At 42.5% G+C, this 12,951-nt stretch carries 14 protein-coding genes; 6 read left to right on the top strand and 8 right to left on the bottom strand.

Translation table 11 applies throughout. The features are described 5' to 3' along the window. The first annotated feature begins 36 nt into the window (after window positions 1-36). The 4 genes from QMA01_RS13235 (at window position 37) to cls (ending at window position 4,653) form a co-directional block, all read left to right on the top strand. A complete protein-coding gene (locus tag QMA01_RS13235; RefSeq protein WP_191715554.1) occupies window positions 37-1,299 on the top strand; it encodes a glycosyltransferase in 1,263 nt (420 codons plus the stop codon). Further along, window positions 1,262-1,963: an HAD-IIB family hydrolase gene (locus QMA01_RS13230; protein WP_290186747.1), complete on the top strand. Its 702-nt coding sequence runs from the start codon at window positions 1,262-1,264 to the stop codon at window positions 1,961-1,963. Before QMA01_RS13235 ends, QMA01_RS13230 begins: the two co-directional genes overlap by 38 nt. A 187-nt stretch (window positions 1,964-2,150) precedes the next feature. After that, the gene (locus QMA01_RS13225; RefSeq protein WP_191715552.1) at window positions 2,151-2,981 is read left to right on the top strand and encodes a squalene/phytoene synthase family protein; all 831 of its coding nucleotides are present in this window, start codon (window positions 2,151-2,153) and stop codon (window positions 2,979-2,981) included. Window positions 2,982-3,198: 217 nt separating this feature from the next. Beyond that, window positions 3,199-4,653, top strand: coding sequence for a cardiolipin synthase (gene cls, locus QMA01_RS13220; RefSeq protein WP_191715550.1), 1,455 nt, complete (start codon window positions 3,199-3,201; stop codon window positions 4,651-4,653). A gap of 93 nt (window positions 4,654-4,746) precedes the next feature. Here cls and QMA01_RS13215 read toward each other — a convergent pair whose 3' ends face one another. The 5 genes from QMA01_RS13215 to QMA01_RS13195 form a co-directional block, all read right to left on the bottom strand. Next, window positions 4,747-5,577 (bottom strand): M15 family metallopeptidase, encoded by an 831-nt coding sequence (locus tag QMA01_RS13215; protein ID WP_301610454.1) that lies wholly within the window; start codon window positions 5,575-5,577, stop codon window positions 4,747-4,749. A gap of 403 nt (window positions 5,578-5,980) precedes the next feature. Next, on the bottom strand, window positions 5,981-6,226 hold the full coding sequence (locus tag QMA01_RS13210) for a hypothetical protein (RefSeq protein ID WP_191715548.1): 246 nt from the start codon (window positions 6,224-6,226) through the stop codon (window positions 5,981-5,983). A 53-nt stretch (window positions 6,227-6,279) separates the two neighbouring features. Next, on the bottom strand, window positions 6,280-7,059 hold the full coding sequence (gene yidC, locus QMA01_RS13205; RefSeq protein WP_191715547.1) for a membrane protein insertase YidC: 780 nt from the start codon (window positions 7,057-7,059) through the stop codon (window positions 6,280-6,282). 163 nt (window positions 7,060-7,222) lie between these two features. Continuing rightward, on the bottom strand, window positions 7,223-8,008 hold the full coding sequence (locus tag QMA01_RS13200) for a helix-turn-helix domain-containing protein (protein WP_191715546.1): 786 nt from the start codon (window positions 8,006-8,008) through the stop codon (window positions 7,223-7,225). A 331-nt stretch (window positions 8,009-8,339) separates the two neighbouring features. Beyond that, window positions 8,340-9,242 (bottom strand): diacylglycerol/lipid kinase family protein, encoded by a 903-nt coding sequence (locus QMA01_RS13195; protein WP_238943195.1) that lies wholly within the window; start codon window positions 9,240-9,242, stop codon window positions 8,340-8,342. A 101-nt stretch (window positions 9,243-9,343) separates the two neighbouring features. On the opposite strand from QMA01_RS13195, the gene QMA01_RS13190 reads away from it, so the two are divergent. After that, on the top strand, window positions 9,344-10,474 hold the full coding sequence (locus tag QMA01_RS13190) for an MFS transporter (RefSeq protein WP_290215181.1): 1,131 nt from the start codon (window positions 9,344-9,346) through the stop codon (window positions 10,472-10,474). A gap of 38 nt (window positions 10,475-10,512) precedes the next feature. On the opposite strand, the gene QMA01_RS13185 is transcribed toward QMA01_RS13190, so the two are convergent. Further along, window positions 10,513-10,905, bottom strand: coding sequence for a hypothetical protein (locus tag QMA01_RS13185; RefSeq protein WP_290215180.1), 393 nt, complete (start codon window positions 10,903-10,905; stop codon window positions 10,513-10,515). 89 nt (window positions 10,906-10,994) lie between these two features. Then, window positions 10,995-11,447: a GNAT family N-acetyltransferase gene (locus tag QMA01_RS13180; protein WP_290215179.1), complete on the bottom strand. Its 453-nt coding sequence runs from the start codon at window positions 11,445-11,447 to the stop codon at window positions 10,995-10,997. 94 nt (window positions 11,448-11,541) lie between these two features. Between QMA01_RS13180 and QMA01_RS13175 the strand changes: the two genes are divergently transcribed. Beyond that, on the top strand, window positions 11,542-12,039 hold the full coding sequence (locus QMA01_RS13175; protein WP_191715542.1) for a GNAT family N-acetyltransferase: 498 nt from the start codon (window positions 11,542-11,544) through the stop codon (window positions 12,037-12,039). Between the two features lie 85 nt (window positions 12,040-12,124). On the opposite strand, the gene QMA01_RS13170 is transcribed toward QMA01_RS13175, so the two are convergent. Next, on the bottom strand, window positions 12,125-12,712 hold the full coding sequence (locus QMA01_RS13170) for a DUF4064 domain-containing protein (protein ID WP_203340437.1): 588 nt from the start codon (window positions 12,710-12,712) through the stop codon (window positions 12,125-12,127). Window positions 12,713-12,951 lie beyond the last annotated feature (239 nt).

Raw genomic sequence — 12,951 nt, 5'->3', positions numbered from 1 at the left:
AGGGACATCAGGACGATGAAAAGGAGTTGAGCTCTGATGAGTAAAAAAGCATTATTTATTTCGGATCATGGCGATCCATTGGCTAAGTTAGGCGGAAAGCAAGCCGGCGGCCAAAATAATTACGTAAAACAACTAGCACTTGCATTAGAAGATAAAGGTTGGCAGGTAGATGTAGCAACTCATTGGTGCGATTCCTCAGCACCTCAAATAGAAGAATTCGGAAATTCATGCCGCGTCATTAGACTTGAGGCTGGACATAGAGGATTCGTTTCTAAGGACGAAATGTATTCTATGCTCCCTGCTTTTTACGAAGAGTTGAAGAGCATGGTAGATATTGATTCTTATGACATTGCCCATACCCATTACTGGTTATCAGGACTAATCGGGAAAAAATTGAAGAAAGACTTCGGTCTGCCTTATGTGCATACTGCGCATTCACTCGGCTGGGCAAAAGAAAAAGCAACGGGAGTCCATGACCAGCGCCGCATCAATGCGGAAAAAGCAATTTTAAAAAATGCTGATCAGGTCTTGGCCACTACCAACAACGAAAAGCAGCTGATTAAAAGATTTGTTGATTCTCCTTCTCCCATCAAAGTTATCCCCATCGGAGTGGACCAGGCATTTAAAGTGCGTGGCAACCGGGCGCATTTGCGCAAAAAATTTGGCTACAGCAATCCCCTCTTTGTCTTTGCCGGAAGATTGGAAGTAACCAAAGGCATTTTCACTTTGTTAAAAGCTTTTCAGTTGTTGGTGGAAAAAAATGATTCTTCTAATACTCCACATCTGGTTATTGCAGGAGGAGATGCAGAAGCTATTGACCTGGAAACTAAAATGCCTAGAGATAAAAAATTACGGGAAGCCGTTAGAGGCATCGAAGACATGGTAGAATTCATCGGGCCACAGTCTCAGGAACAGTTGGCGTTGCTATTCAATTCAGCTACAGCTACAATCGTACCAAGCTTCTACGAATCGTTTGGAATGGTTGCCGCGGAAGCCCAGGCTTGCGGCAGTCCGGTGATTGCATCAGATGTCGGCGGTTTGAAGAATGTTGTCCAAAACGGCGTTACCGGCTTACTGGTCGAAACAGAAAACGAAATCGATTTGGCGATCGCCATGGGTGTTTTATCAGCAAATACTCTTTTGACTGAACGTTTAAGCCGACAAGCGGTACAAATAGCCCGTAAAGACTTTGATTGGGACTCAATTTCCAATCGGATAAATTCATTGTATGAGGTGATCATTGGTGCACGGAGCAACGCATTTGTTAGCAACAGATTTGGACGGGACGCTGGTCGGTGATAAAGGCAATTTAAAAGCATTGCTGGACTTCTACGACAGCCAGACCTACAAGGTTTCACTGGTTTACATTACTGGGCGCTATTATGAATCCGCCTTGTCTTTGATAAAAGAAGAGAATTTACCAGTTCCTCACGTACTGGTTACAGACGTCGGGACTGGCATTTACACAGGCCAATCATTGGAAGCAGATTTGGAATGGGCAGAACAGCTGAAGGAAAGGTGGCAGCCTGAAAAAGTAAAGGAGATCGCCAAGCGCATACCTGGGCTGACTCCCCAAGATCTTCCTTTAACTAACCGCTGTTCTTATATCACGTCCGATTCCGCTGTTGTGGAAGCATTTCGCTCAGCACTGAATAGAGCCGAAATTCCACATAAACTCGTTTACAGCGGCGGCCGCGATGTCGATGTTCTTCCTCCAGGAAGCGGAAAAGGACAAGCCCTTCAATATATTCTGGACAAATACCAACTAGCCGAATCCAAATTGCTGGTAGCTGGCGATTCCGGAAACGACGTTGAAATGCTCACGATGGGGTTTCCATCTGTCATCGTCGGGAACGCTCAACCGGAATTGCTTGCACAAGCAGAACATCCATTCATTTACCGAGCCAAAGAAAAATATGCAGGAGGCATCTTGGAAGCCTGGAACCATTTCCATACCGACTGACCTTTCCCCTTACGAGCATGAAAAATGTGTTCAAAGGGGCTATTTTTTTATTCAAAAGTTGGCGTTTATGGGTAATCGTTTGTTTTTTCGCCTGTATGGTTTATATTTAGTAGGAAGCCATTTTTAGACCAGATATTTTTTGTACATAAGAAGAATAAACGTCAATCCACAACAGGAGGAAATTGAGATGAGCAAAGTTTCGAATTTACAGAAAGAGTCCTTGCTTATGCTGAAAGAAACAAGCCGGACCTTTTTCATCCCAATCAGCTTTTTGGAATCTACCTTAAAGAAAACAGTCGGTTCTGCTTATCTTTGTATGCGGGCGATTGATGAAATTGAAGACCATCCGGAGCTTGAAGACCAAGTGAAAATCAACCTGCTGCGCAGCATTCAAGAAATGCTGGCTACAGATTTTGATGAAATCCGCTACTTGGAACTCGTTTCTCCTTATGAAGCATCCCTGCCCCCTGTCACTATGCGTTTAGCTGACTGGATCAGTGTCTGCCCTGAAGAAATAAGAGGAAAAGTGATGGAGTCCACTGCCATCATGGCCGGGGGCATGGCCAAATGGGTTGAAAAGGACTGGGTTATCAAAACAAAAGAAGACCTGGATGAATATACGTATTATGTAGCTGGCCTTGTCGGAACGATGCTTTCGGATATCTGGCGCTGGTACGATGGAACAGAAACAAATGATGACCACGCCATTGCTTTCGGCCGTGGATTGCAAGCTGTCAACATGCTGCGCAATTACGATGAAGATTTCGAACGGGGCGTCACGTTTGTTCCTGAAGGCTGGACGCGCGAAGATATGTTCAACTACGCTAAAGACAATTTGGCAAAAGCAGACCTTTACGTCAAGCCGATCAAAAACAAACGAATTCTCATGTTCTGTAAAGTTCCGTTAGCTTTAGCCCATAGTACGTTGAAAGCATTGAAATCCGGAAAAGAAAAGATGAGCCGCCAGGAAGTCGAAGGCATCGTCGAACAATTGAAACAAGAAGAACGTTTAAGTTGATTTTTCCGGCCTCGCTTTATCAGGAGGCCGGTTTTTTTAAATCTTTTAGTTTTCCCTTCAGACAAGAGGAAGTTTTTTCTATACCATTAGTTTCTTCTCTCTATAACCCGGGTAGTTTATACTTGAACTATCCAAGAAAAAGCGAGTAATTCCGCTTGAAACCCTTAATTTTATTGGTTTGGTTTCTCCCATAGATTGATAAGTTAGGAGAATGACAATGACTGTAACTATTTTCAGTGTATTAACTGCCGCGATTTTCATATTCAACGTTATTCTGGCAGCAGCTCTGGTCTTCTTAGAAAGACGGGATGCCTCTTCCACATGGGCATGGCTGCTGGTCCTATTTTTCATTCCTATTTTAGGATTCTTTATTTACCTGCTTTTGGGAAGGCAGCTCCGCAAGAAAACTCTTTTTAAATGGGAAGGCAGCAAACGCGTCGGTATTGAACACTTGATCGCTACGCAAATGAACGAACTGCATGACAACAGTTTTGAATTTCAGGATCCCAATGCAAAAAACTATACGGACTTGGTTTACCTCCACCTTCGCAACAACGGAGCTTTGTTGACACAAGACAACAACTTGCAGATCTTTAATGATGGTCGAAAAAAGTTCAATTCGCTTCTTCAGGATATCGAAAATGCCACTGATCACATCCATATCCAATATTATATTTTCCGTTTGGACGAACTGGGCAACCGAATTGTAGATGCTTTGACTCTTAAAGCTAAAGAAGGCGTTAAGGTTCGCTTGCTTTATGATGATATGGGTTCCAGAAGAATAAGCAAACGCCTGTTCAAGAAACTCACGGCGGCAGGCGGAGAAGTCGAAACCTTCTTCCCTTCCATCTTGCCGATTATCAATCCGCGGCTCAATTACCGAAATCACCGGAAAATCGTGGTGATTGATGGGGACGTCGGTTATCTCGGCGGCTTTAATGTCGGAGATGAATATTTAGGGCTTAGCCGAAAATTCGGCTATTGGCGGGATACGCATCTGCGAATAACTGGAAGTGCCCTTTACCCATTGCAGACGCGTTTCATCCGAGACTGGAACCAAGCATCTGCGCGTCATGATATCGAATATGACGAAGCTTACTTTCCAGTAAAACAGGAAACAGGAAACACTTCCATGCAGATTGTTTCGAGTGGACCGGATGAAGAATGGGAACAGATTAAGGACGGTTATTTGAAGCTCATCAACTTGGCGCGCGATTATATCTACATACAAACTCCTTACTTTATACCGGATGCCAGTTTCTATGATGCTATCCGCATTGCGGCTTTGTCAGGAATCGATGTTCGGATTATGATTCCAAACAAACCCGATCACCCTTTCGTTTATTGGGCTACTTATTCCTACGCTGGCCAAATGTTGCGCGCAGGAGCCCGCGTCTTCATCTATGACAACGGCTTTCTGCATACAAAAATGATTGTTACAGACAACAAAGCGTCTACCGTCGGCACTGCTAACATCGATGTCAGAAGCTTTAAATTGAATTTCGAAGTGAATGCATTCATTTACGATGAAAAAGTATCCACCGATCTTGCAGAACTATTCCACCGGGATATGAAGCTTTCGACGGAATTAACCTATATGATGTATTTGGACCGCACCCGCATGATTAAAACCAAAGAGTCGATTGCCCGTTTACTGGCGCCTATTTTATAACAATAGAAAGTTACGACTTAAAAAATGATAAAGAGTCCCCAATATTTTACTCAAAGAAAAACGTCTCCGATAAACCGGAGACGTTTTTCCTTTCTATACACCTAAATATTCTTCAAGCGTGATTCCTTTTTGATGAATTTCTTCAGCAATTTCTTTCCCTACGTAACGGAAATGCCAAGCTTCATGCATATACCCTGTAATGTGTTCACTGCCTTCTGGATAGCGAAGGATGAACCCGTATTCGTGGGCGTGCGCTTTCAGCCACTTGCCTCCTTCAGTATCACCGAAGGACGAGGAAGCCCAGTGCTGTTCTTGGCCTGCTTCACCGATATCAAATGCGAGGCCCGTCTGATGTTCCGAATAACCAGGGCGCGCGCTGTAGCGGTCTGCCGCTTCTTGGCCGTCTTTTGCTGTGTAGCCTTCATATAATTGCTTTTGGCGTGCAAAATCGCGATACGTGCTGAATGCATTCAGGTTGAGGCCATCTTTAGCAGCTGCCGCTTTCATGGTTTCAAAAGCTGCACGTGCTTCCGGGACTTCCCCAGGAGCGTATGTTGCAGGCAATGGATGCTGCTTATTGGCGATAAGTACACCATTGATTAAAGTGGGCTCTGCGGGCAGCACACTGTCTTCAGGATAAATGGTCGCATCTGCTTTTTCTTCTGATGCCGGTTCTTCTTGTGCGGGTTCTTCTGTTTCTTTAGGTTCAGCCGGTATTTCTACAGGCTCCTCTTTCTTCATCTCTTCAGCGGGTTCTTCACTTGTCAACGATTCTGCTAAAGCTGTCATGCTTTTTTCCATATCCCAGTCATGTATGTAAAACCACGCCGCTGCTAAAAAAGCCATTATTGCTGACAAACTAATCACCATCCATTTTATATAGAACTTTTTATCTTTTGGTTTTTTTGTACCCATAGATTTCATACTAGGCCTTCCTTCTATCAGCTTCTTTATTATTCTATCATTCTTGTTGGTGGATTTCTTCCGTAACAAGTAGCATTTTTCCCAAGCTTTTTTCTTCTCTAATGGATCGAATTTTTTTCTAGAAAAGAACTCTTCGAACAATCTGTAAACAGTTTTGACTCACTTAAAAATTTAACGGCCATTATTTTTACTTATATTTATTTAAACACCCCCCTAAGCCCCATGTTTTTTACGAATAACTAAGTATAAACACATAAGGAGTTGGAAACATTGAATCATATATCGGAACGTGATATCCAGGTGTTGATGAACCGGTTGGATACACTATTAGAAGAACGCTCGAAAGAAAAGTACGAATACATAGAAACAGCGCAATCTCAATGAGATAGCGCTGTTTTTCATTCTACATTAAAATGGTTGCCAACACGACAAAGAACAGCAGTCCGAAAATGATAGCCATACCGAGCATCCATTTTGCCTCCCGGTGCATTCCTTGTGCTTTCATGTGTCGATAACGAAAACTGTTTGTCAACACAAATAACAGCGTCATAAACAATACTGCCACTTCCAGGTAACCAAAGATCAAGAAGGTCAAGGCAGTGATACTTAATAAGGCAATGCCTATTCCCTGTATAAGTTTCATATTCATGTAAGTATCTCCCCAAAAAAGAAAACCGGCAATATTTGCCGGCCTCTTCTAAATTATTTTTTATCTTCTACTGCTTCAAGCGCTTTTTCCGGATGATTCGAATAGAATTTACGGCCGATGAATGTTTGGATGATCAACAAGATTCCTCCAACTGCCCAGTAAACCGGTAAAGCTGCCATCGATGTGAATGAAATGAACATAATCATAATTGGAGAAATGTAAACAAACAGCTTCATCTGCTTTTGCTGTTGTTCTGGCATCGTCCACAAAGATACTTTGGCTTGGAAGAAGTAAACCGCACCAGCAATCAATGTCATGATAACATCCGGTGAACCCAGGTTAAACCATAGGAATTCGTGTGAACGGACATCTGGCGAGTATAGAATGGCAAAATAAAGACCCATGATGATCGGCATTTGGATAACAACAGGCAAACAACCCATGTTCAACGGGTTTACCTCATGCTTTTTGTAAAGTCCCATCATTTCCTGCTGCAATTTCATCTGTTCTTCTTTATCTTTCGTTTCTTTCAAACGCTTTTGGATATCTTCCATTTCAGGACGCATCTTATCCATCTTGACTTTCATTCCTTGCTGGCGTTTATAGGTACGCAGCATGAATGGCATTAACACCAAACGGATAATAATGGTAATTACAACAATAGCCATACCATAACTACCGCCGAACAATCCCCCTAAATAATCCAATGAGAAATCAAATGGCTTCACAAAGATGGAATAAAAGAATCCTTCTTTGTTTTCAACAGCGGCACATCCACTCAATAAAACAGCAGCTACCGCCATCATCATCAATAATGTAATTTTCTTTTTCAAATTAGTCACCTTCACCTTTTTCAACTACTAAGAAGTATAACGATAAGCGCTGCAAAATTCAATCCGTGAGTAAAAGACCGATGGATTTTTTCATTTTTGTGACGAAATTACGGCATGTCTTCTTCCTATTCGTATGCAAGAAAAAAAGGAGAATTTCTTCTCCTTACTTGGCATTCGGCAATGTATAGCGGAAATACGGAATGTGCTGGCTGTCACGGAATTGCTTTGGTGTGACGGCTGTGTATTTTTTAAAAATCCGCGTAAAGTAACTTTGGTTGCAGAAGTGGAACTGCTTGGAGATGTCTGAAATGCCTTTATCCGAATGGCGAAGATAGTATTGCGACTCTTCCACACGACGGACATTCAAATATTCAACAAGCGTAATGCCGGCATGTTCTCTGAAGATACGCGACAAATGGCTGGTCGAAATATTGAAATGCTTGGCGATTTCTTCAACGGACAAATCACGCTCTACTTCGTCATTGATGTAAATAACAACTTTATTTACTGTTTGGTGCCCGAAAGAAGGTTGCTTGCGTTCAGAAATGATCGATACAAAAAATTCAATCAGCTCATCTGCAACGAACATGAATTCAGAGTCGTTCATATGTTTGTCCACTAACTCTACGCAAGCGGAGTTAAAGGCAAATGCTTTCTTAGGTGGTACACGCATTTCATAAAGTTTACGTGCCATAACGGAAGATAGGATGATGAAATAATTGCGGATAGAGCGGATGATATCTTTTTCTGGACGAAGCGAAAGCATATCAATCAATTCTCTCAATGTTTCTTTTGCCCGCTCTTTTTCCAAATGGTGAATTTCATACATCAATTGCGTTTCAATTTCAAAAAACTTATCCAATCCCTCAACCTGGTTTAAGTTTTCTGTCTCGTTCATAAATATTTTTGAAATCGTTTCTTGTATAGATGGTGCAGTGATAAGATTCATCGTTTCCCCGTCTTTCTTTGTACAAGTTTGTGCTGCATCTCTCAACTATATACTGAAATAGCGCAAAATAATAGAGATATGCTGCTATTATTGTATATTTTTTATGTAATTTGCTCTAGTATAAAAAACACAGTCTTGCGCCTTCAGTAACGTTTTAATACAAAATTTATACTATATTAAACGAAATCGTTTTAAAAAGGTTCCATTCCTACTTTTAAAAACTCGATTTTAACAGAATGACAAAACAAGCCACAGCAGAAAAATGACTTGTCCTGTATTCCTGTTCCGTACGCCATCGTTTCAGCCCCTTTAAAGGGTGAATTCCATTTTTTTATTCCCCGGCATCATCGGGTGGAATGAGTGCACGTATATGCTGCGGCAATACCTCAATCATGAAGGGAGTCGTACATCCTTCGTCACCGTCAATATTACAGGACATCGGTTCACTGGTTTTAATAGACACTTTGGTCGTATGGACCGCTTCCACCGCCGGATCTTCTTCCAGTTTCCCTCTTAGCACCGAAGTTGCAATGCGGAGAAATGCGGGCAGAGCTGCATTTTTCACGATATATAGATGCAACAGGCCGTCATCCGTTAAAGCTTCAGGGGCTAATTTCTCAAAGCCGCCTACTGAATTGGTCAATGCGACCAACACCAGTTTTGCTTCTCCGGACCATGTTCCATGATCATGCTCAATTTCAAAGTATGTTTCTGTATCTGCTGTGATGGCTTTAACACCTTCAATAAAATAGGCCAATGCTCCCAATTTGGTTTTCTGCTCTGGATCAACATCGTAGGTGGACTCAGCGATGTCACCAATTGCCAATATATTCATGAAGAAATGCTCTCCAACCTTGGCAATGTCTACGCGCTTTTCATATCCTGTTTTAAGGGCTTCAATCGCTTCCGGCGGGTCGAGTGAAATTCCCAATGCACGCGCAAAATCGTTGACGGTACCAAGAGGGATCAAGGAAAATAAAGGTTGATGCTCTTGCTCTGCTATTCCTGATACCGCCTCATTGATGGTGCCATCGCCACCCATTGCCACAACGAAATCATATTTCTTTTCACAGGCTTCAGCTGCAAAATGCGTGGCGTCTTTCGCTTTTTCTGTTTCTCTTGTATCGACTTCATAGCCCATGGATGCAAGCGTTTCTTCTACTTGCTCCCGGTATTCGGACGCGCGTTCTTTTCCTGCGGATGGATTTAATATGAACATTGCTTTTTTCATCATCAGACCTCCGATGGTATAATACGGCTATAGTTACATTTGTCCCTGCCTTAGGGTGAACAAATCCAGAAAACTGCAATTTGTTCAGGAAAGTAGGAGCCGCCTTGCGTATTTTTATTTATCTCATTATCTTCTTTGCTTTTTTTGATTTATTTGCCCAGCTGCCCATCATGAGCACGTATGCAGTGTCTTTAGGCGCCAGTCCCTTTATCGCCGGATTGGCGGTGGGCATGTATTCGCTTTCCAATACATTCGGAAACGTCATTTCCGGTATTTTTTCCGACCGCAAAGGACCTTTTAAGATTTTAGTGGTTGGCTTATTATCTACCAGCCTTGCATTATTCAGCTATTCAGTGATAGAAGGGCCGTATAGCCTGTTAGCTATCCGCTTTTTCCACGGAATTGCAGCAGGGCTGACTGTTCCCGCTGCCTTCACTTATTTGGCCAATCGAACAGAAACCGCCAAACGAGGAAAAGGCGCAGCGTTGTCGGGTGCATTCGTCGGGCTCGCCGCTATCGTCGGTCCGGCTTACGGCGCAGTATATACCAGCCGCAATGACGTTCCACAAACCATGTTTCTTACCGGTATGCTGGTTTTGCTGATTGGCATAGCTGCATTTTTCTTGTTGCGGCAAACAGCCATAACCAAAAACAAAACGGCCAGGAAAACTGTCGCGCTCATGGATGTTCTGAAGAACAAAGGGTTGATCCGCTCTTTTTCAGGCGCATTCTTTCTGATGTTTTCCCAAGGGGTTTTGGCCTATATGCTGCCGCTCAAAGTCGAAGCGCTTGGTTTGGATTCTCAGCTGAGCGGTCTGTTGTTAAGCGTTTTCGGAATTTCAGCTATTCTGGTTTTTCTGCTCCCCATCAATCGCATTTTTGATGTCACAAAACCTATCTATACTTTAATCGCCGGCTTTACTGTGATGGGTGCATCGCTGCTTTTTTTGAGTGCAGCATCCATTGAATCCCTATTGTACGCTAGCATGTGTACGTATGGAATCGGCTTTGCTCTGCTGTTCCCTTCAATCAATTCACTGTTGATTGATTCAACGGATGAAGCATCGCGCGGACGGGCTTATGGGTATTTTTACGCGTTCTTTTCCATCGGTGTTGTTGCTGGCTCAAGCATTACAGGAGCATTTGCTTTAAGCCCCAATCATGGATTTATCGTCAGCAGCCTTCTCTTATTGGCAATTGCTTTATTGAATTGGTTGACGGTTAAGAAAGAATAATCGGCAGTAAAAAGGATGGTCCTGGACCATCCTTTTTCTTATAAGTTATCTGTGCTTATTTTATTTTCCGGAGATGCTGATGCCGTATTTTCAGCTTTTTCGCTGCCGACATCGTTTGATGATAATTTTACGTCATCCTTCTCTTTGTCCTGTTTTTTCTGTTGCTGCTCGTTGTAATACTGGACACTTGCGGAAGCTCCGCCTTCAGCGACCATTTTGTTTTCACGTTTTTCGGTAGTGCTTGGCGTATCCATGGTTTTTGAAATCGGGTTGCCGTCTTTATCCAGGTTTTGTGATTCCATGTAAGAGTTCACCTTCACTTTCGCTTCATTAAAAGCCTTTGTGGCTTTTTCGCGGTTTTCAGGGTTTTTGAAATATGCATATGCTCCCGCAGCTAATCCTGCTAATAAGAGACCTCTTCCTCTTGCCATTTACAGCACTCCTTCATCAATCAATTTGGTTATTACAATATATTTACCCTTTTTGTATGAAGCTAATCCTTTATTGTATGTCAAAAGTATTACATTTTGCTGTCCGTTAATTTCATATCCACATGCGGAATGCCGTCTTCGTCATAGCTTTCAGAAATCGGTTGGAATCCGAAAGATTGGTAAAACTCCTGAAGATAGACTTGCCCCTGCAGTTGAATTGCCGGTGCCTTCCACTCGGTTAGTATGTAATTAATACTGTGTTCAAGCAGTTGCTTGGCCAATCCGCGTCCTCTGGCTTCTTGTCGGACAATGACTCTGCCAATGGATGGCAGGTCGTACTTTACACCACCTGGGACTAGACGTGCATAGGCTTGGATGACCCCATCTTCACTGTAAAGCAAATGAATGGATTGCTGATCCAGGTTGTCCAGCTCGGGGTATGGACAGTTTTGTTCCACTACAAATACATCAACTCGCAGCTTCAGTACCTCATATAGTTTTTTTGCCGTCAACTCTTCGAAATAATAGGTCTTCCAGTCCATATTCAGCACCCTCCTTTTGTTTCTATTATTCCACATTAGTGGCTATTGGGCTGTATTTTTGATATGATTACAAAAAGAATTTAGAGGTGATTACATGATTCGTACCGGTACATCTGCAGATATTGCATCTGTTCAAGAGATTGCCAAAGTTAGCTGGAATGATACGTATGCCGGAATCATTCCCTCTACCATCCAACAAAGCTTTTTAGATAAATCCTATTCTACTCCGATGATGGAGATGCGTTTAAAGAGAACAATCATATTGCTTGCGGAACATGAAGGCCAGCCCGTCGGCTTCGCCAACTTCACGAAAGTCGATGAAGATGGCGATGCCGAATTGATTGCCATCTATATGAAACCCGAATTCCAGCGCTCGGGTTATGGCAAACAATTGTTGAACAGCGGTTTGAGCTATCTGCTCAACGGCAACCAGCTCTTTGTTTATGTCGAAAGCGAAAACAGTAAAGGCCGCAACTTTTATGAAGCAAACGGCTTCGAGCTGCTGGAAGAGTTCGAGGAATTATTCGAAGGCCATCCACTGCAAACAGCCAAATACGTTTACAATTTGAAAACAGCTGCCACTGCTTTATAGGCAGCTGTTTTTTGTGTACTCATCAAAATAGGCACCTTGGCAACTATTGCCAAGGTGCCTATTCGTTCTTTTAAAGCTCATTCACTTACAACGGACGATAGGGTGTATCGTCGTCATTGCGTGTTGTGGTTGTGTCATCGCGGCGCAATTCATCTTCTCGACGAACGGATTCTTCTTTGCGGCGCAGCTGATCTTCCTGGTACTTGAAGTCATCATCGCGCAAGTTTTGATTGTTTGATGCACGCGGTTTGCGGACAAAGCACATAATAGCGGCAATATAGAACAAGATAGATGTTAACGATAGAAGTCCGGCAAATAATCCGGCAAGAATAAAGAAGACTCCTGCCATAGACGCTTTTCCTCGTTTACGGAGATTGACCAAAGCAACAATAGCGAAAATTGTACTTAACGCCAACAGCGCAATTAATACCCATCCTACAATATTGAAGCTTGAAGACATCATATCAATAACCATTTGTGCTTCTTCCGGATTGGAGAATGCAGGATCTGCCATAATTTCGTCTTCTATATATTGTTGGAACTCCGGTGTACCTTGAACACTCGAATAACTCGCCATTCCAAATCCGATTAAGGCAATTGCTAAAATGTTAAAGACGATGCCGATGATCCCGAGCACTTTTTCTCCCGCTCTGTTAACTGTTTCTTGATTCATTCATTCCACCTCTTCCTATAGTCTCTTATCAGTATACGTACAAATAAGGATTTGGTTACTTAATTATTCTGTTCCCTTAAAAAAACTAATAAAACCTGTAAAGACTGTCCAGCATTCCGAGTAGATGAAGCAATAGACTTTTGTCAAAAAAATGTTTAATGACGTTCCAAAAGGGTAGAATATTAATAACAAAGATTTGAAAGGAGTTCTAAAAAATGGAAAAAAATCTAATTTTTAGT

The sequence above is a fragment of the Planococcus notacanthi genome, from assembly GCF_030407825.1.
Lineage (GTDB): Bacteria > Bacillota > Bacilli > Bacillales_A > Planococcaceae > Planococcus > Planococcus notacanthi.
The sequence above is the reverse complement of the archived record's forward strand: the minus strand, read 5'-3'. Positions and strand labels throughout refer to the sequence as shown.

What these genes read in the sequence shown, in the direction of transcription:
- QMA01_RS13235 (WP_191715554.1), top strand. Translation starts at nt 37, where the DNA reads ATGAGTAAAAAAGCATTATTTATTTCGGATCATGGCGATCCATTGGCT.
- QMA01_RS13225 (WP_191715552.1), top strand. Translation starts at nt 2,151, where the DNA reads ATGAGCAAAGTTTCGAATTTACAGAAAGAGTCCTTGCTTATGCTGAAA.
- cls (WP_191715550.1), top strand. Translation starts at nt 3,199, where the DNA reads ATGACTGTAACTATTTTCAGTGTATTAACTGCCGCGATTTTCATATTC.
- QMA01_RS13215 (WP_301610454.1), bottom strand. Translation starts at nt 5,577, where the DNA reads ATGAAATCTATGGGTACAAAAAAACCAAAAGATAAAAAGTTCTATATA.
- QMA01_RS13210 (WP_191715548.1), bottom strand. Translation starts at nt 6,226, where the DNA reads ATGAATATGAAACTTATACAGGGAATAGGCATTGCCTTATTAAGTATC.
- QMA01_RS13200 (WP_191715546.1), bottom strand. Translation starts at nt 8,008, where the DNA reads ATGAATCTTATCACTGCACCATCTATACAAGAAACGATTTCAAAAATA.
- QMA01_RS13195 (WP_238943195.1), bottom strand. Translation starts at nt 9,242, where the DNA reads ATGATGAAAAAAGCAATGTTCATATTAAATCCATCCGCAGGAAAAGAA.
- QMA01_RS13185 (WP_290215180.1), bottom strand. Translation starts at nt 10,905, where the DNA reads ATGGCAAGAGGAAGAGGTCTCTTATTAGCAGGATTAGCTGCGGGAGCA.
- QMA01_RS13180 (WP_290215179.1), bottom strand. Translation starts at nt 11,447, where the DNA reads ATGGACTGGAAGACCTATTATTTCGAAGAGTTGACGGCAAAAAAACTA.
- QMA01_RS13175 (WP_191715542.1), top strand. Translation starts at nt 11,542, where the DNA reads ATGATTCGTACCGGTACATCTGCAGATATTGCATCTGTTCAAGAGATT.
- QMA01_RS13170 (WP_203340437.1), bottom strand. Translation starts at nt 12,712, where the DNA reads ATGAATCAAGAAACAGTTAACAGAGCGGGAGAAAAAGTGCTCGGGATC.